Consider the following 16834-nt stretch of genomic DNA (forward strand, 5'->3'; position numbering starts at 1 on the left):
TGCCGCTCGCGCCCGCCGTCCGCCTCGCCTAGCGTTGCGAGCTATGCCCGACAGTCCCGTCACGGTGGTGCTCCCGTGCCTGAATGAGGCCGAGTCACTGCCGGGGGTGTTGGCAGCTGTACCTGCGGGGTACCGCGCTGTGGTGGTGGACAACAACAGCACGGACGGGACGGCCCTGGTGGCTCGGCGTTGCGGTGCCACCGTGGTTGCCGAGACGACGCCCGGGTATGGGGCTGCTGTGCACGCGGGGGTGGTGGCGGCCGAGACGCCGATCGTGGCGGTCCTCGACGGCGACGGTTCGCTGGACCCGCTGGATCTGCCTGCGCTGGTCGACGACGTCGAGCGGGGCGCCGACATGGCGATCGGCCGGCGCCGCGCGACGCCCGGGCTGACGTGGCCGTGGCATGCGCGTCTCGGCACCGCCGCGGTGTGCTGGCGATTGCGCAGTCGCTACGGCCTGCCGGTGCACGACATCGCGCCGATGCGGGTGGCGCGCCGCGACGCGGTGCTGGGGCTCGGCGTCATCGACCGCCGGTCGGGCTATCCGCTCGAGCTGCTGGTCAAGGCCGCGCAGGCGGGGTGGACCGTGGTCGAGCGCGACGTGGCCTACGGTCCCCGCACGGGCGGTACGTCGAAGGTGAGTGGCTCGGTGCGCGGCAGCGCCACCGCCGCGCTGGACTTCATGAAGGTGATCCGGTGAGCCGCACGTGCCTGCTCGTGGTGGCCAAGGCTCCGGTCCCGGGGCTGGCGAAGACGCGGCTGGCTGCCACGGTCGGTGATGTCGCGGCCGCCGAGATCGCCGCGGCGGCCCTGCTGGACACCCTCGACGCGGTGGCGTCGAGCGCTGCCGATGCGCGCGTGGTCGCGATGACGGGGGATCTCGACGCCGCCGCCCGTTCCGCGGAGATCCGTGCGCGGCTGCGTGATTTCGTCGTGGTGCCCCAGCGCGGCGACGACTTCGCCGACCGGCTCGCCAACGCCCACGTCGACGCCGCCGCGGCGACGGAGACGACGGCCGTGGTGCAGATCGGGATGGACACCCCGCAGGTGACACCGGATCTGTTGGCCCAGTGCGTGATCGGCTTGCGCGACGACGACGCCGTGCTGGGCATGGCGCGCGACGGTGGCTGGTGGGTGCTCGGTGTGCGGGCCGCCGCCTACGCCGACTGTCTGCGGGAGGTGCCGATGTCGGCGCCCGACACCGGTGCCGTAACGCTGGCCGCGCTGCGGGACACCGGATTATCTGTGGGCCTTGTCACCGAACTCGCCGACGTCGACACGATCGACGACGTCGACGCGGTGCGCGGCGCCTGCCCGGCGGGCTCGCGGTTCGCCCGGATCACTGCGACGGTGGAGGCCTGATGTTCGGACAGCTCTACGACCGGGCCCTGACCGGGGAACGATGTTGGGTGCGCCGCGACGACGGCCGGGTGAGCCGGTTGCCGGTGCACAGCTGGTTGGGCGGTAGGCACGCTGACGATCGGTTCGACACCGCGGTCGTCGACATGTGCGAGGGTCCGACGCTCGACTTGGGTTGTGGCCCAGGGCGTTTGGTGTCACATCTGGTGCAGCGCGGAGTGCCTGCGCTCGGCGTCGACCTGTCGGCCACCGCTGTCCGACTGGCCCGCAGCAGCGGTGCCCCAGCGCTGCATCGGGACCTGTTCGAGCCGCTGCCCGGAACGGGCCGCTGGCAGACCGTGCTGTTAGCGGACGGCAACATCGGGCTCGGCGGCGATCCGGTCAAGGTGCTGAGCCGCGCGGCGGAATTGCTGCGCAGCGGTGGCCAGTGCCTCGTCGAATTCGATTCCGCGGCAATCGGAATCGACGTCGGCTGGGTACGTCTGGAGTCGTCGCGCACGGTCGGCCCGTGGTTCAAGTGGGCCTCGGTCGGTATCGACAGCATGCCCGCGCTGGCTGCTGAGGTGGGGCTCGCGGTCGCGGGCATCCGACACATCGGCACGAGGGTGGTCGCCACCCTCGCCGCGGCGTGACCCGCACCTGGACTCTGCGCGGCACGGCGATCACCGCCCGGGTCGGGCTGGCTCTCGGTGTGGCCGTGGGGATCTGCTTTCTCACCGGCTTGATCAGCCACTTCATCCAGCATCCCCAGCCCTGGTTCTGGTGGCCCACACGGCCGGTGTGGCTCTATCGCGCCACGCAGGGTCTGCACGTCGCCAGCGGTATCGCCGCCATCCCTCTGCTCGTGGTCAAGCTGTGGTCGGTGTGGCCGAAGCTGTTCGAGCGGCCGCTGCTCGGCGGCCCGGTCCGGGCCCTGGAACGGCTCTCCATCCTCGTGCTGGTCGCGTCGATGATCTTCCAGCTGAGCACCGGTCTGCTCAACACCGCGCAGTGGTATGTGTTCGGATTCTTCTTCACCACAGCCCATTACGCGGTCGCCTACCTCGCGATCGGTGCGGTCGTGGTGCACATCGGGGTCAAGTTGCCCGTGATTCGGCGTGCGCTGGGGGAGCCTCTCGACGATACGGACGAACGCCGCCAGGGCCCGACCCGGCGCACCGTGCTGGTCGGGACGTGGCTGGCGGTGGCAGCCGCCACAGTCGTCACGGTGGGTCAGACGGTTCCGCTGCTGCGCCGACTCTCGGTGCTCGCGCCGCGTTCTGGCGAAGGGCCCCAGGGTGTCCCGGTGAACCGCTCCGCGGCGGCGGCCGGGGTGATCAGTGCCGCACAAGCGCCGGACTACCGTCTGACAGTCGTCAACGGCGCCCGCAGCCGACAGTTCAGCATCGCCGAGCTCGCCGCACTGCCCCAGAGCACACACCGGTTGCCGATCTCGTGCGTGGAAGGGTGGAGCGCCGACGCGCAGTGGTCCGGTGTGGTGCTCGCGCAGCTGCTCGCCGAGGTCGGCGCGGCGCCGGACTCCGATGTCCGGATGATCTCGCTGGAAGGCCCGGGGCCGTATTCGCGCACCGTTCTTCCGGCGCGGCACGCGCGCGACGACATGACGCTGATCGCGCTGCAGCTCAACGGTGAGACGCTGGACCTGGACCACGGGTATCCGTGCCGTCTGATCGCGCCGTCGAGACCCGGTGTGCTGCAGACGAAATGGCTGACCAGGATCGAGGTGGTCCCGTGACCGTCCTACGCGCGGTGCTGATCGCCGCGGGGGTCGCGCTCGCGGCCTACGGCGCTCTCCTGCTGGTCGACGATCCGCCGGAAGTGCTGCTGCGGATCGCGATCTGGGCTGCGGCCGGGGTGATCCTGCACGACTTCGTGTTCGCGCCGGTGTGTGCGGCGCTGGGTTTCGCGGGACGACGCCTGGTGCCTGCCGGCTGGCGCGCACCGGTGGCCGTTGCCGCTCTGTGCAGCGTGGTGCTGGCGCTGTTGGCGGTGCCGGTCTACGACAAACCGGGCATGCGGCCGGACAACATGACGGTGCTCGACCGCGACTACGTACCCGGGTTCTGGATCGCGCTGGCCGTGATCTGGGCGTGCGTGCCGCTCTACGTTCTCGGACAGCGGGTTCTCGCGCGGCGGGTCTCTACCAGTTCGTCAGGATCAGGTGATTGACGGCCAGCGCGCCGATCACGTTGAGCGCCAGCCACCAGCGCTGTGAGCGCCGCGGGAGCAGAGCCGCCGCGGCCACCAGCCACACCATGAACGGCAGCCAGATGCGTTCGGTCTCGGCCTTGCTGAGCCGGGACAGATCGGCTGCCACGATGGAGAGCAGCGCGCCGAGCACCACCAGATGGAGACCGCTGCGCCGTCGCAGCGCCGCCAGATCGAATATCCGGGCGAGCCCCGCCACGCTGCCGAGCCCGATCGCGCACACCACCGACGCCAGGTTGGCCCAGCCCCAGTACGCGAACGGCCGGTCGTTGGCGATGCCCTGCCAGTAGCGTTCCTGCACGAGGTGGTAGCCGTCGAGCCACCAGAAACCGGCGGCGGCGAAGATCGCGACCACCAGCAGCGCGGCGAGCACAGCCGGCACCAGCGCGCTCAGCAGCGAGCGCCTGCTGCGCGCGCTGATCAGCACCGCGACCGCGGGCAGCGCCATCAGTCCCAGCCCGTAGTTGCAGAAGATGCCCCAGCCGAGCAGCAGCCCAGCTCCCGCCGCGGCCACTGCAGGCCACCGCGCCGATCCGGTGACGGCGAGGGCCAACAACGCGATGCCCCAGGCGGCGACGCCGGCGAAGTAGCCGTCGGCCGACACCGCGATCCAGATCGCCGTCGGCGCGACCGCGACGAACGGAGCGGCCCGGCGCGCGGTGTCCTCGTCGCTCAGGGCGCGCACCGCGACAACGATCGCCGCCGCGGCGCTGGAGCCGGCCAACAGGCACAGCAGCCCGGCCCACCCGCCGCCGCCGAGCCCGATGCGGTCCAGCCACACGAAGGTCAGCAGTGCACCCGGGGGATGCCCGGAGACGTGGGTGATCCAGGAGTCCGGCTGGTAGTCCAGGATTCTGCTCGCGAACGTGCGGACCGCCTCGCCCACGTCGTCGATCGTCGGCACCTGGCGCAGGTACTCGTGGCGGGCGGTCAGCCGCCCCGCGAAACCGCGCTGCCAGCCATCGACCATGGCCAGGCTGAATGCCCACGCGCACGACGTCGCCCACGCCGCCCACGGCAGCGCGCGCCACGGCAGCCGCGCGGCCAGGGCGGGCCCCCACAACACCGCGGCCAGACCGATCGCGACCGCGGGGACCGTGCCCGGCCCCACGTGGGCGTTCCACCACCCGAAGATGGGTGCCGTGTCGGCGAAGTCGCGGAACCGGTCCGGGCTCGCGTTGAGCAGCGGTGTGACGACGGGTAGGTGCAGGCGCGGCACGGTGAAGGCCGCCGCCACCAGGACGACGGCGACGGTGACGGCCACTGCTTCTCTGCGAGTCACAGACATCCCCGACAGCCTAGGGACCGCCACCCGCGGCAGGTCTGACGTGTCGATGACAACGGTTTGAGGTCGCGCCGTGGCGGGGTAATGGCCCGTACTGCGCTGTTGCTCACGGGCGGTGATGTGTGCGGGATTACACCGATCCGGCATTCGGATCGGGCGCCGGGCCACGACTGAAGACGTGTACGAACACCGACACATCACCGTAGGAGGACCACTGTGACCACCCCGACGACCACCGCCACCACCACCGTTGCCAAGGCCAGCTCCGGCCCGCTGGTGACCACCCAGGGCAGCACCACCATCGCCGATGTGGTCGTGTCGAAGATCGCCGGTCTCGCCGCGCGCGAGGTCCATGGCGTGCACGACCTCGGCGGGAACGCCAGCCGCGCCGTGGGCGCGCTGCGCGACCGCATCCCCGGCGCATCCACCAACTACTCCCAGGGCGTCTCGGTGGAGGTGGGCGAGAAGCAGGCCGCAGTCGACCTCGACATCGTCGCCGAGTACGGCGTCTCGATCTCCGACGTGGCAGCGGGTATCCGCCGTAACGTCATCGCCGCACTGGAGCGCATGACGGGCCTGGAGGTCGTCGAGGTGAACATCACCGTCCACGACATCCACGTGCCCGACGAGGACGGAGACGACACCGAGGACCGCTCGGGCCGGGTCGAGTGACCGATCGCCCGGACGACGTACGGCAGAGGAGAGAAACGATGACCACAGCAACAGTCGGCATGCTCGCCGGGGTGCTTCTCGGTGTGGCCGCTGCGGCCGGCGGGTTCACCGGCTTCCTCATCGCGCTGGTGCTCGGCGCGATCGGCTACGTGATCGGCGGCCAGCGCGACGGCGAGTTCGACGTGACGACCTGGCTGCAGGGCCGGGGCCGTGGCTGAGACCGGAGCGGCCGTCGTCGACGAGGCGGCTGCGATCACCGATCCCGGTGACCGCGGCAGCCTCCGGGTTCGCGACCGCGCGATCGAGCACCTGGTGGAGGCAGCCGTGCTGACCACCCCCGGGGTGCGCCGGCACGGGAAGGCGTTGAGCAACCTCGTCGGCCACGACCTCCCACGTGTCGACGCCGTCGTCGCGGGCGACCGCGTCCGCACCGCGGTCGAGGTCGCCGCCGAATGGGGCCGGCCGCTTGCCGCGCTGTCGGCGGATGCGCGCGGTCGCATCACGACCGCGCTGCGGGACCACGCCGGGTTGGCGGTGGACGGCGTCACGGTGCACGTGGCGGCGATCGTGCCGCCCAGTACCGAGAGGAAAGTGACATGACGACGGCCGAGAAGGCTGAGTTGACGCCGGAAAGCCAAGCGCCGCACCAGTTGTCCGTGCGCGCGGCACCCGTTCCACTCGCCGCGGCAGGAGCCAGCAAGGTCGCGGTCGTGCTGGCGATCCTGCTCGCCGCACTTGGCGTCGTCGCTGTCCGCGATGCCGTCGTGGGACTGGGCTGGGCCTCGGGCTCGACGTGGTTGCCCGTCGCCGCCGACGCCATCGATGGCTTCACGCCCGCCGGCTGGCTGACCATCGCCGGCGTCGTCGCGGTGCTCATCGGTCTGCTGTTGATCGTGCTCGCACTCAAACCGCGTCGCCGCACCGCAGTGGCCGTCACCGCCCGGACACCCATGTACCTGACCGTCGACGGCATCGCCGCGCTGGCGGGCGCCGCCGCACGCGACATCCCCGGTGTGGTCGATGCCCGGGCCACGTCATCCCGGCGTCGCGTCGTCGTGCGTTGCCGCGTCACCCGTGACGACGGCGGTGCGATGCGCGGCAGCATCACCGATGCGGTGACTCGCAGTGTTGGTGCGCTGCAGAGCCCGCCGCGCGTCGTGGTCCGCACCCGAACAGAGGAGATCTCATGACCCGCGCCGCTGTCGCGTTCGACCGCGTCGTGACCCTGTTGACCGGATTCGGCCTGGTGGCACTCGGTCTCGCCGCCGTCGCGTGGGTACGAGGGGACCTGGGCGGCGGCGGCGCCCTCCGGACACCGCTGACGGGTTGGACGTCGGCATCCTGGTGGCCGTGGGCACTCGGTGGTGCCGGCATCGTGGTCATCCTGCTGGCGCTGCGCTGGCTCGCCTCCCATCGCTGGCCGCCCAAGGCCTCGCGAGTGGATCTGACGGGAGACGCCACCGCGACCGCCGACGCCACCTCGGTGGCGTCCGCTGCCGCTGACGCGTTGGCCGCCGAGCCCGCCGTCACCAAGGCCTCCGGAAGCGCCACGCTCCAGCGCGGGCGACCCACCGTCACGTTGACCGCGCGCATCCCGGCCCGGTCCGGTCTGTCCGCTGCCATCGCCGCGGCGGACGACACCGCCCGCACTGCCGCGGGGATGCTGGGCGACAGTGTCGCGATCCGCACCGTCCTGCGCGTCGACACCAAGGCCGGAACCGTCGTGCGATGACGGACGCCGAGCACGATGACCCCGTCCTCGAGCCGGGCGTGACGTGTTGGCGCAGTGAACGCGCCGGCCGTTTCGCCCGGCTCGTCGACGGTGCGGACTATCTGTATTACGTCAAGGAGGCCATGCTCGGTGCGCGCAAGCGCATCATGATCATCGGCTGGGATCTGGATGCCCGCACGGCTTTCGAGCCGACCGGCTCCACGCTGCGCGGACCCGACACCCTTGGGCTGTTCCTGACCTGGCTGGTGTGGCGGCGCCCCGAGCTTGAGGTCTACCTGCTCAAGTCCAACCTGAACCTGCTCCCGGCGCTCGACCAGTTCTGGTTCGGCCTCACCCCGGTCTCGGTGGTCAATCGAGTCACGTTGCCCCGCATGCATTTCGCGGTCGACGGGGCGCGGCCCACCGGGGCTGTGCACCACCAGAAGATCGTCGTCGTCGACGATGCCGTCGCGTTCTGCGGCGGCATCGACCTGACCCTGGGCCGCTGGGACAAGCGCGACCACGCGCGGCGCGACCGCGGCCGGTCCTCGGCCGGGCGCCCCTACGGTCCCCGTCACGAGGTCGCGACCGTGGTCGACGAGGCCGCGGCGCGCGTGCTGGCCGACCAGGCGCGACTGCGCTGGCGTGACGCGACGGGCGTCGAACTCGAGCCCGTGACCCCGACGGAGCCGATGTGGCCGCGAGGGCTCAACCCCGATGTGCGCGACGTCGACGTCGCGGTCGCCCGCACTCTGCCCTCCTTTGGGTCGCGCGCGGAGGTCCGGGAGGTCGAGGCTCTCAATCTCGCCGCGATAGCCAGCGCCCGCTCCGTGATCTATTTGGAGAACCAGTATCTCGCGTCCCGGCGCCTGGCCGACGCGCTCGCAGCCCGGTTGCGGGAGCCCGACGGCCCCGAGGTCGTGATCGTCCTACCGCGCAGCTCGGAGAGCCGCCTCGAACAGGAGTCGATGGACAGCGCACGCGAACGGTTGTTGCGCCTGCTGTGGAAAGCCGACGAGCACAACCGATTCGGTGTGTACTGGCCGGTCACCACCGGCGGCATGCCGGTGTACGTGCACTCGAAGGTGATGGTGATCGACGACCGGTTGCTGCGCATCGGCTCGTCGAATCTGAACAACCGGTCGCTGGGCTTCGACAGCGAGTGTGACGTGGCGATCGAGGCGGGGGAGCGCTCCGATGTCGCGCACGAGATCCTGCTCACCCGAGACGATCTCGTCGCCGAGCACCTCGGTGTCTCGGTCACCGAGTTCCGTCGGGCGTTGGAGCGCCACGGCTCCTTCCTGGCGACCGTCAACGCGTTGCGCAGCACGGGACGGTCTCTGCGCTCGTTCACTCGGTTCATGATCTCCCGGGATGCCGGACCGCTGGGCGAGAACGACCTGATGGATCCGGACCACGTGCCGCCATCACTGCTCGAGGGGCTGGCCAGCTTGGTGACGGGACTGGTGCTGTGGCCGGTGGCGCGTGCTTACCCGAACATCGTGTCGCACATCACCTCATGGGCGCGTACGGAATCCGACATCGCAGACGACCAAGTGATGTCAGCGTCCACAGGGGGCGCTCATCACGAGAAAGGGTGAAACGACATGGGTTTCATCGACAAGGCCAAGAACGCTGCTGAGGATGCCGTTGGCAAGGCCAAGGAGGTCGTGGGTGACGCCACCGGCAATGACGATCTGAAGGCCGAAGGCCAGAAGGATCAGGGCGTCTCGGGCGTCAAGAAGGTCGGCGAGAACATCAAGGACAAGCTCAGCTAGTCGCCGCCGGCGAATCGACGGATGAGTTCGCGTCTGTCGATCTTGCCGATACCGCGCCGCGGCAACTCGGCGACCACGTGCACCTCGCGGGGTGCCGCCGTCCTCGGCAGTTCCGCCGCGACATGCGAACGCAACTCGGGCAGCGTGATCGTCGCACCGTCATTCACGACGACGGCGGCGACGACACGCTGCCCCAGTCTTTCGTCGGCCACCCCGAACACCGCGCACTCGGCCACCGCGGGATGGCTGGCCACAGCCGCTTCCACGATCCCCGGCAACACTGTCAGGCCCCCGGTGCTGATCGCGTCGTCCACACGGCCCAACACCGTCAGTACCCCCGAATCATCAAATGCACCAATGTCATCCGTGCGGAACCAGCCTGGCTCGGCGAACGGGTCGGGTGAGATCGGATTGCGGTAGCCCAGCGCCACCGTCGGGCCGCCCAGGGAGATGCGGCCAGATCCGTCGAGGGCCACCTGCACCCCACTCAGCGGCACACCGTCGTACACGCAACCGCCCGCGGTCTCGCTCATCCCGTAGGTGCGGAACACCGGAACACCTGCGGCAGAGGCCCTCTCGGCGACAGTGGCGGGCATCGGGCCGCCGCCGATCAGCACCGCGTCCAGCGATGCCAGCGCATCGGCGGCCGCCGGGTCATCGAGCGCCTTGGTCAACTGCGCGGCCACCAGCGAGGCGTAGCGGCGGCCCGGTCCCATCGCGGAGATCGCGTCCGCGAGGTCCGCGGGCGGTGCGCCGGCGGGAACCGACACCGGTGTCGTGCCGGCGACGACGCTGCGTACGAGGACCTGGAAGCCGGCCACGTGATAGGCGGGCAGGGCCAGCAGCCACCGTCCGGGCCCGCCCAGCCTGTCGTGGGTGGCGTGTGCGCTGGCCAGCAGGGCGGACACACTCAGCAGGGCACCCTTCGGGGTGCCGGTCGTGCCCGACGTCGAGAGCACCGCGGCCACCGCGTCGTCGATCTCCTGCCCGGCGCGCAGTGCGCGGGAGATCGACGCGGACTGTTCCGGGTCGTCGGCAGGGACCGGCAGCAGGCTGGCGCGACCGTCCAGCGCGGCGTCGACGTCAGGCAGGACGGCCAGTGCTGTAGCGCCGGACGCCACGGGAAGCGTGCGCAGCGTGGCTATGGGGTGTCCTCGCTGTCGCGCGGATCGTCGAGCGGCCAGCCCTGCGCGGCGAGCCGGTCACGCACCCGCTCGACATCGTCGGGGGAAGGGAGCTCGTCGGTGATCTGGGTGATCAGCACCCCGATGTCGACGGTGTCGATGCCGGACGGCGCGGCGGCTGAAGCGCCGAAATCCGCGTCCGCGGTCAGGGCGGTCACCACGGCTTTGACTTCGTCATCGGTGAGCCGGCGGCGCAGCAGCGCCAGCAGCGGCACCCGATCAGTACCGGGCACCCCTTCGGGATAGCCGGCCGCGATCCACGCCACGATCTTGGCCAGGAATTTGGTCAACGTCTCATCTCCCGTGCAGACGTCGGGGCGAGGTGCCCTCGGCAGCTCGATAGTAGCCCCGGCCCGTGTGGAAGGGCGTTCGGCGGCGCTGCGGCACAACGGTTGCCGGCGCCAAGATGAACATCAGATGAACACCTTGGCCGCTTTGGAAAAAGTGCCATGTGGCACCCCGAATTCGGGCCCATGTCGATTAGTCAAAAACGCGTGTGGGCCAGCAGAATCATCGGCATGAGCGGAGAGCTGATCATCCTCGTGCTGTTGATTGCCACGGCGTTGGCTTTCGACTTCACGAACGGGTTCCACGACACCGGGAACGCGATGGCGACGTCCATCGCCACCGGTGCCCTCAAGCCCAAGACCGCGGTGATCCTGGCCGGGGTGCTGAACCTCGTCGGGGCGTTCCTGTCCGTCGAGGTCGCGATCACGGTCACGACGTCCGTGCTCAAGATCCAGGACAGCAAGACCGGATCGTTGGTGTCGGGCATCGATGCCTCCACCGGGTTGACGATCATCTTCGCCGGCCTGATCGGCGGCATCCTGTGGAACCTGCTCACGTGGCTGTTCGGTATCCCGTCGAGCTCGTCGCACGCATTGTTCGGCGGCCTCATCGGCGCCGGCCTCGCCGCGCTCGGCACCTCCGGGGTCAACTGGAGCGGCGTGATCAGCAAGGTCATCATCCCGGCTCTGGCCGCCCCGTTCATCGCCGGCCTCGTCGCGGCATGCGGCACCTGGATCGTCTACCGGCTCACCCGCAGCGTCGTGAAGAAGCGCCGCGAAGAAGGGTTCCGCTGGGGCCAGATCGCCACGGCCTCGCTGGTGGCTCTGGCGCACGGCACCAACGACGCGCAGAAGACGATGGGCGTCATCGCGCTCGCGCTGATCACCACCGGCCACCTCACCGGCAACGTGAAGGAGGACGGCCTGCCGTTCTGGATCGTCGCGTCGTGCGCGCTGGCCATCGGCCTCGGCACCTACATCGGCGGCTGGCGGGTCATCCGCACGCTCGGCAAGGGCCTCGTCGAGATCGAGTCGCCGCAGGGCCTCGCGGCCGAGGCGTCGTCGGCGGCGATCATCCTGTCCTCCAGCGCAGCAGGCATGGCGCTGTCCACCACCCACGTGGCGACGGGATCGATCCTGGGCAGCGGCGTCGGCAAGCCGGGCGCGCAGGTGCGCTGGGCGGTTGCCGGCCGGATGGCCACCGCGTGGCTGATCACGCTGCCGGCCGCCGGCATCGTCGGTGCGCTGTCCTTCTGGCTGTCGCACATCGTCGAGAAGACCACCGGCAACGCGCTCGCCGGCGACGGCCTGATCTTCGTCATCCTGGTCGCCCTCTCCGGCTACATGTACTGGCGGGCCCAGCAGCAGAAGGTCAACCACCACAACGTCAACGCCGACTGGGACGAGACCACCAACTCGGTGGTCCCCGCCGACGCGCGTGACCTCACAGCATCCGCCGAGAAGCCCGCGGCTTCGGTCTAGTCGTCCCGCAAAGAAGCCCGAACGGAGCCAAGGAACACACATGTCCTACCTGGAAGCGATCCTCAAGGTGCTCGCCGTGGGCCTCGTCCTCGGTGCCGGCCTGCCCGCGCTGTTCGCCGTCGGACTGGTCGCCTACTCGCGCGGAGCTGGCGGCGCCGAGGCCGACGGAACGGTCGACGCCCCCAACCCCGCGCTCAAGGCCGTCGGCCTGCTGCTGTTCGCGTTCGTCGCCGTCGTGATCGTGATTGGCATCCTCTACATCACCAAGGGCACCATCAACCACCACTTCGGGTTCAACCCCGTTCCCTTCCTTCCCGGAAAGTGAGCTGATCGCGATGGCCGAGAACAATTTCAGCAACATCCTGACCTGGCTGCACGACGGCTACCCGCAGGGTGTCCCGCAGAAGGACTACTTCCCGCTGCTGGCGCTGCTCTCGCGCACGCTCACCGAGGAAGAGGTCGTGCAGGCGGCCCAGACCGTGCTCAAGGGATCCAACTCCGACGAGGTCACCGAGCAGGAGATCCGTGCGGCCATCCACGTGGTGACCGACAAGGAGCCCAACCCGGAGGAGATGCACCAGGTCGCGTCGCGTCTGGCATCGGTCGGCTGGCCGCTGGCGGCGCCCGCCCGCTAACCGCGGGTATCGCGGCGCAGCGGGTGGTCGTCGGGCACTTCGACGACGATCAGCGTCACCCCGTCGGGGTCGTGGACGTGCATCTCGATCAGCCCCCATGGCTCACGCCGTGCTTCCCGCGCAATCTGAATCCCTCGCTCGCGCAACGCATTCTGGGTCGCGACGACGTCACGCACCTGCAGCCACAGCGCCCCGGGGAACGGCGGAGCCCCCTCGATGGCCGCCCCGTGGCCGGCGATCTCGATCAGCGACTGGCCGGCGTGGAACACGGTGCCCCCTGGGTACTCCCGGGCGATCGCCAGCTCGAGGCCGTCGCGGTAGAACGCCACCGACCGGTCGTAGTCCGCGGGCCGCAACAGCACCCGGCTGGCCAGGATCTCCATGGCCCCGTGTCTATCACGTCAGCTGACGGGCCGGCCGATACCCCGCCAATACGGTTCGCGCACAGCCCGTTTCAGGATCTTCCCACTCGGGTTGCGAGGTAGTGAGTCGACGAAGTCGACGCTCTTGGGCAGCTTGAAGCCACCGAGATGCGCGCGGGCGAAATCGATCAGGGCCTGCTCGCTCGGGCGCGTTCCTGCGGCGGGCACGACGACGGCTTTCACCGCCTCGCCCCAGCGGTCGTCGGGCACACCGATCACGGCGACGTCGGCCACGTCGGGATGGGTCATCAGGACGTTCTCCACCTCGGCGGGGAACACGTTCTCCCCGCCGGAGACGATCATGTCCTTGATGCGGTCGTGCAGGTACAGCAGGCCGTCCGCGTCGAGGTATCCGGCGTCGCCGGTGCGGAGCCACCCGTCGGGGGTGAGTGTCGCGGCGGTGGCGTCCGGGTTCTGCCAGTAGCCCAGCATGTTCTGCGCCGACCGGGTCCACACCTCGCCGACGCCGCCGGTCGGCACGTCGAGGCCGTCGGAACTCACGATGCGCAGCTGCACCCACGGATACGGGGTGCCGCACGAGCGCATGGTTTCCGGCGTCAGGTCGGCCGCCGACAGCTGGGTGATCGATCCGGTGGTCTCGGTCATGCCGTACACCTGGGCGAACACCGCGCCGAAGCGCTGGACTCCCCGCCGCAGCACGTCGTCGCTGATCGGCGACGCGCCGAATACGACGATGCGCAGGCTCGACACGTCCGCGCCGGCCGACCCCGGGGTGCCGAGCAGCATCCGCACCACTGCGGGGACGACGAGCATGTTGGTGACCCGGTGCGTGCCGATCGCGTCGAGGATCGCCACCGGGTCGACGTCGCGCAGCACCACGGTGCGCGCACCATGCCACAGTCCGGCGAACGCCCAGCCCGAGCCCGCCATGTGGAACAGCGGCATCACGGCCATGCTGACCGCATCGGGACCCAACTGCCACGGGCCGGCCACGCCGCGGGTCTTGCAGACGTAGTTGGCGTTGGACAGCATCGCGCCCTTCGGCAGGCCCGTCGTCCCCGAGGTGTACATCAGCAGCACCAGGTCGTCAGGCCCGGTGACGACGCCGGGGTCGGCTGCGGGATGGCGCCGCACCCAGTCGTCGAAGGTCGGCCAGCGGGGGTGGGCGCCAATGGCGATGACAGCCGCGCTGAGCTGCGCCTCGATGGCTTCGACGTGGCCGAAGAAGTCGGCGCCGACCACGACGACGGAGGCTCCGCAGTCGGCGAGGATGTGCGCCATCTCCGCGGGGGCGAGCCGCCAGTTGACCGGCACCCCCACCGCCCCCAACTTGGCCAGCCCCGCGGTCACCTCGAAGAACTCGGCGCCGTTGCGGTCGATGAAGGCCACGCGATCGCCGCGGCGTACACCGGCGGCCGCGAAGGCCTGGGCCACGCGGTTGGAGCGGTCATCGAGCTCGCCGTAGGTGATGGTGCGGTCGCCGACGATCAACGCGGCGGCGCCGGGACGCTGCAGCCCCTGGCCACGGACGACGTCGGCCAGCCCGGTGAAGCTCACTGCCTCGGCTGCATGCGCTGACGTTTCATGATCGTGTCGACCGCGGCGGGGGCGATGCTGTTGATCGCGTGGGCGGTGACGGCGATGCGTGGGGCGATGCTGACCGGTCGGTGCCGCGCCGCGGTGATGATCCAGCCCGCGGCCTCGCTCGCCGACAGTCCGGGCAGGCCGTCGTAGGCGCGCGTCGGCGCGATCATCGGGGTCTTCACCAGCGGGTAGTAGAGCGTCGTGCAGTGCACGCCGCGGTCGCCCCACTCGGTCTCGATGATGCGGCTGATCGACGACAGTGCGGCTTTGGAGGCGTTGTACGCACCGAACAGCGGCGGCGACTCGGTCTTCACGCCCCAGGTTGAGACGTTGATGACGTGCCCGTCGCCGCGGTCGAGCATGCCGGGAGCCAGCCCGCGGATCAGCCGCATGGGGCCGTAGTAGTTGAGCGTCATCGTGCGTTCGACGTCGTGCCAGCGCTCCAGCGACTCCTCCAGCGGCCTGCGGATCGAGCGCCCGGCGTTGTTGACCAGGATGTCGACGCCGCCGAACTCCGCCGTGACGCTGTCGACCAGCGCGTCGATCGCGTCGAGGTCGGACAGGTCGCAGGCATGGGCGCGCGCACTGCCCCCAGCATCGGTGATGCGGGTGACCAGCTCGTCGAGCAGTTCCTGGCGGCGGGCGACGGCGATCACGGTGGCGCCGCGGCGGGCCAGCTTCTCTGCCGCGGCCTCGCCGATGCCCGACGAGGCGCCGGTCAGCAGGATTCGCTTACCGGCCAGGTCGACGACCTCCCGGTCGGGCCGGTACTGCAGCAGGGTGGGGATCAGCGGCGGCCGCATGCTCGTCAACACGACCTGCTCGGCCAGCCGCCGCAGTGGGTTCCGTGCCATGGGGCGTCCTCTCGTGATTTCGGCCTGTTCGTCGTCGCTCAGCGACGAAAAGCACGCCGAAATCGCTCTCAGAAGTAGCGGGGGAAACGAGTCCAGTCGGGGTCGCGCTTCTCCAGGAACGCATCACGCCCCTCGACTGCCTCGTCGGTCATGTAGGCCAGCCGCGTCGCCTCTCCGGCGAAGAGTTGCTGGCCCACCAGGCCGTCCTCCGGGAGGTTGAAGGCATACTTCAGCATCCGGATGGCCTGCGGCGACTTGCCGTTGATCTCCGAAGACCATTGCAGCGCAACGGTTTCCAAGTCAGCGTGGTCGACGACCTCGTTGACGGCGCCCATCGCGTGCATCTGCTCGGCGGTGTAGGGCCGGCCGAGGAAGAAGATCTCGCGGGCGAACTTCTGCCCGACCTGGCTGGCCAGGTACGCCGAGCCGTAGCCGGCGTCGAACGAACCGACATCGGCGTCGGTCTGCTTGAACCGGGCGTGCTCACGGGAGGCCAACGTCAGGTCGCACACGACGTGCAGCGAATGTCCACCACCGGCGGCCCAGCCATTGACCAGGCAGATCACCGGCTTCGGCATGAACCGGATCAGGCGCTGCACCTCGAGGATGTGCAGCCGGCCCGCGCGCGCCGGGTCGACGGTCTCCGCGGTCTCGCCCGAGGCGTACTGATAGCCGGAGCGCCCGCGAATGCGCTGGTCACCGCCCGAGCAGAACGCCCAGCCGCCGTCCTTGGGGGACGGACCATTGCCGGTCAGCAGCACGACGCCGACGTCGGAGCTCATCCGGGCGTGGTCCAGGGCCCGGTACAGCTCGTCGACCGTGTGCGGCCGGAACGCGTTGCGCACCTCGGGCCGGTCGAACGCGACGCGGACGGTCGGCTGGCTGACGTGCCGGTGGTAGGTGATGTCGGTCAGGTCCTCGAAGCCGGCGACCGGCTGCCACAGACTGGGGTCGAACGGGGTGCTCACCCGTCAGACGGTATCGAACCGGAACACCGAGCAGCGCCCGGCCAGCGCCTCGAACTCCTCGGGGTTCGGTCCGGTCACCAATCCGGCGTTCTTCATGAAGCTCACCCCGGTGGGCACCAGCACCGGGAACTGCCGCAGCAGAGGACGCGCTTCCTCGGCGGACAGCTCCACCATCCGTACGTGTTCGCGGACCTTCCCCTTCTGGAGCACCGCCTCGGGGTTGGCCTGTGCGTTGCGCACCCAGTCCGCGCCGGGGAAACCGCCGACGACGTAGCGTCGACCGTCCACCTCGAACGGCGTGATCGGCGTCGACCGGGGCTGACCGGACTTGCGGCCCGTCACCGTCAGCACCATCGGCCCGTCCTTGACGATCCCGATCCGCGTCGCCGCCATCAGGACCTTGTTCATCGGCTTGAGCCACCACGGCGGCCGGGGATTCGCCAT

23 protein-coding genes are annotated in these 16834 nt (G+C 70.0%); 15 read left to right on the plus strand and 8 right to left on the minus strand.

All coding sequences use genetic code 11. The annotated features are described in order from the left end of the window. Window positions 1-43: 43 nt before the first annotated feature. From PGN37_RS23700 to PGN37_RS23720, 5 genes are read left to right on the plus strand one after another with little or no spacing between them, the layout of a single operon-like run. Window positions 44-700 carry a glycosyltransferase family 2 protein gene (locus PGN37_RS23700; protein WP_335333431.1) on the plus strand — a complete coding sequence of 219 codons (657 nt, stop codon included), beginning with the start codon at window positions 44-46 and terminating at the stop codon, window positions 698-700. Next, complete coding sequence (locus tag PGN37_RS23705) at window positions 697-1362, plus strand: TIGR04282 family arsenosugar biosynthesis glycosyltransferase (RefSeq protein WP_335333432.1); 666 nt, start codon at window positions 697-699, stop codon at window positions 1360-1362. Before PGN37_RS23700 ends, PGN37_RS23705 begins: the two co-directional genes overlap by 4 nt. Then, complete coding sequence (locus PGN37_RS23710; protein WP_335333433.1) at window positions 1362-1991, plus strand: class I SAM-dependent methyltransferase; 630 nt, start codon at window positions 1362-1364, stop codon at window positions 1989-1991. Before PGN37_RS23705 ends, PGN37_RS23710 begins: the two co-directional genes overlap by 1 nt. Next, window positions 1988-3094 carry a molybdopterin-dependent oxidoreductase gene (locus tag PGN37_RS23715; RefSeq protein WP_335333434.1) on the plus strand — a complete coding sequence of 369 codons (1107 nt, stop codon included), beginning with the start codon at window positions 1988-1990 and terminating at the stop codon, window positions 3092-3094. Before PGN37_RS23710 ends, PGN37_RS23715 begins: the two co-directional genes overlap by 4 nt. Next, a complete protein-coding gene (locus PGN37_RS23720) occupies window positions 3091-3528 on the plus strand; it encodes a hypothetical protein (protein ID WP_335333435.1) in 438 nt (145 codons plus the stop codon). Before PGN37_RS23715 ends, PGN37_RS23720 begins: the two co-directional genes overlap by 4 nt. Here PGN37_RS23720 and PGN37_RS23725 read toward each other — a convergent pair. Beyond that, complete coding sequence (locus tag PGN37_RS23725; RefSeq protein WP_335333436.1) at window positions 3500-4855, minus strand: hypothetical protein; 1356 nt, start codon at window positions 4853-4855, stop codon at window positions 3500-3502. The genes PGN37_RS23720 and PGN37_RS23725 overlap by 29 nt on opposite strands. A 213-nt stretch (window positions 4856-5068) precedes the next feature. Between PGN37_RS23725 and PGN37_RS23730 the strand changes: the two genes are divergently transcribed. From PGN37_RS23730 to PGN37_RS23760, 7 genes are read left to right on the plus strand one after another with little or no spacing between them, the layout of a single operon-like run. Next, window positions 5069-5524, plus strand: a complete 456-nt coding sequence (locus PGN37_RS23730) for an Asp23/Gls24 family envelope stress response protein (protein ID WP_335333437.1) — start codon at window positions 5069-5071, stop codon at window positions 5522-5524. 38 nt (window positions 5525-5562) lie between these two features. Beyond that, complete coding sequence (locus PGN37_RS23735; RefSeq protein WP_221361402.1) at window positions 5563-5742, plus strand: hypothetical protein; 180 nt, start codon at window positions 5563-5565, stop codon at window positions 5740-5742. Next, entirely contained in the window at window positions 5735-6124 is a 390-nt protein-coding gene (locus tag PGN37_RS23740) for an Asp23/Gls24 family envelope stress response protein (RefSeq protein WP_335333438.1), read from the plus strand. Before PGN37_RS23735 ends, PGN37_RS23740 begins: the two co-directional genes overlap by 8 nt. Next, window positions 6121-6714 (plus strand): DUF6286 domain-containing protein, encoded by a 594-nt coding sequence (locus PGN37_RS23745; RefSeq protein ID WP_335333439.1) that lies wholly within the window; start codon window positions 6121-6123, stop codon window positions 6712-6714. The genes PGN37_RS23740 and PGN37_RS23745 overlap by 4 nt, the downstream gene beginning before the upstream one ends. Next, entirely contained in the window at window positions 6711-7256 is a 546-nt protein-coding gene (locus PGN37_RS23750) for an alkaline shock response membrane anchor protein AmaP (RefSeq protein ID WP_335333440.1), read from the plus strand. The genes PGN37_RS23745 and PGN37_RS23750 overlap by 4 nt, the downstream gene beginning before the upstream one ends. Next, a complete protein-coding gene (locus PGN37_RS23755; protein WP_335333441.1) occupies window positions 7253-8836 on the plus strand; it encodes a phospholipase D-like domain-containing protein in 1584 nt (527 codons plus the stop codon). The genes PGN37_RS23750 and PGN37_RS23755 overlap by 4 nt, the downstream gene beginning before the upstream one ends. A 6-nt stretch (window positions 8837-8842) precedes the next feature. Continuing rightward, window positions 8843-9013 (plus strand): CsbD family protein, encoded by a 171-nt coding sequence (locus PGN37_RS23760; RefSeq protein ID WP_335333442.1) that lies wholly within the window; start codon window positions 8843-8845, stop codon window positions 9011-9013. Here the strand turns inward: PGN37_RS23760 and menE are convergent. Continuing rightward, window positions 9010-10134 (minus strand): o-succinylbenzoate--CoA ligase, encoded by a 1125-nt coding sequence (gene menE / locus PGN37_RS23765; protein WP_442933003.1) that lies wholly within the window; start codon window positions 10132-10134, stop codon window positions 9010-9012. The genes PGN37_RS23760 and menE overlap by 4 nt on opposite strands. A gap of 20 nt (window positions 10135-10154) precedes the next feature. Then, entirely contained in the window at window positions 10155-10487 is a 333-nt protein-coding gene (locus PGN37_RS23770) for a DUF3349 domain-containing protein (protein ID WP_335333443.1), read from the minus strand. A gap of 228 nt (window positions 10488-10715) precedes the next feature. Between PGN37_RS23770 and PGN37_RS23775 the strand changes: the two genes are divergently transcribed. From PGN37_RS23775 to PGN37_RS23785, 3 genes are read left to right on the plus strand one after another with little or no spacing between them, the layout of a single operon-like run. Beyond that, window positions 10716-11966, plus strand: coding sequence for an inorganic phosphate transporter (locus PGN37_RS23775; protein ID WP_335333444.1), 1251 nt, complete (start codon window positions 10716-10718; stop codon window positions 11964-11966). Between the two features lie 40 nt (window positions 11967-12006). Then, window positions 12007-12291, plus strand: a complete 285-nt coding sequence (locus PGN37_RS23780) for a hypothetical protein (RefSeq protein WP_335333445.1) — start codon at window positions 12007-12009, stop codon at window positions 12289-12291. Window positions 12292-12301: 10 nt separating this feature from the next. Continuing rightward, the gene (locus PGN37_RS23785) at window positions 12302-12601 is read left to right on the plus strand and encodes a DUF3349 domain-containing protein (RefSeq protein WP_335333446.1); all 300 of its coding nucleotides are present in this window, start codon (window positions 12302-12304) and stop codon (window positions 12599-12601) included. On the opposite strand, the gene PGN37_RS23790 is transcribed toward PGN37_RS23785, so the two are convergent. The 5 genes from PGN37_RS23790 to PGN37_RS23810 all read right to left on the minus strand — a co-directional run bounded on the left by PGN37_RS23790 (window position 12598) and on the right by PGN37_RS23810 (window position 16834). Next, window positions 12598-12984 (minus strand): VOC family protein, encoded by a 387-nt coding sequence (locus PGN37_RS23790; protein WP_335333447.1) that lies wholly within the window; start codon window positions 12982-12984, stop codon window positions 12598-12600. The genes PGN37_RS23785 and PGN37_RS23790 overlap by 4 nt on opposite strands. Window positions 12985-13002: 18 nt before the next feature. After that, window positions 13003-14541, minus strand: a complete 1539-nt coding sequence (locus PGN37_RS23795; RefSeq protein ID WP_335333448.1) for a long-chain-fatty-acid--CoA ligase — start codon at window positions 14539-14541, stop codon at window positions 13003-13005. Next, complete coding sequence (locus PGN37_RS23800; protein ID WP_335333449.1) at window positions 14538-15422, minus strand: SDR family oxidoreductase; 885 nt, start codon at window positions 15420-15422, stop codon at window positions 14538-14540. Before PGN37_RS23800 ends, PGN37_RS23795 begins: the two co-directional genes overlap by 4 nt. 68 nt (window positions 15423-15490) lie before the next feature. Then, complete coding sequence (locus PGN37_RS23805) at window positions 15491-16390, minus strand: 1,4-dihydroxy-2-naphthoyl-CoA synthase (protein WP_335333450.1); 900 nt, start codon at window positions 16388-16390, stop codon at window positions 15491-15493. A gap of 3 nt (window positions 16391-16393) precedes the next feature. Further along, complete coding sequence (locus PGN37_RS23810) at window positions 16394-16834, minus strand: nitroreductase family deazaflavin-dependent oxidoreductase (protein ID WP_335333451.1); 441 nt, start codon at window positions 16832-16834, stop codon at window positions 16394-16396.

Source organism: Mycobacterium kyogaense, assembly GCF_036946525.1.
GTDB classification, from domain to species: domain Bacteria; phylum Actinomycetota; class Actinomycetes; order Mycobacteriales; family Mycobacteriaceae; genus Mycobacterium; species Mycobacterium kyogaense_A.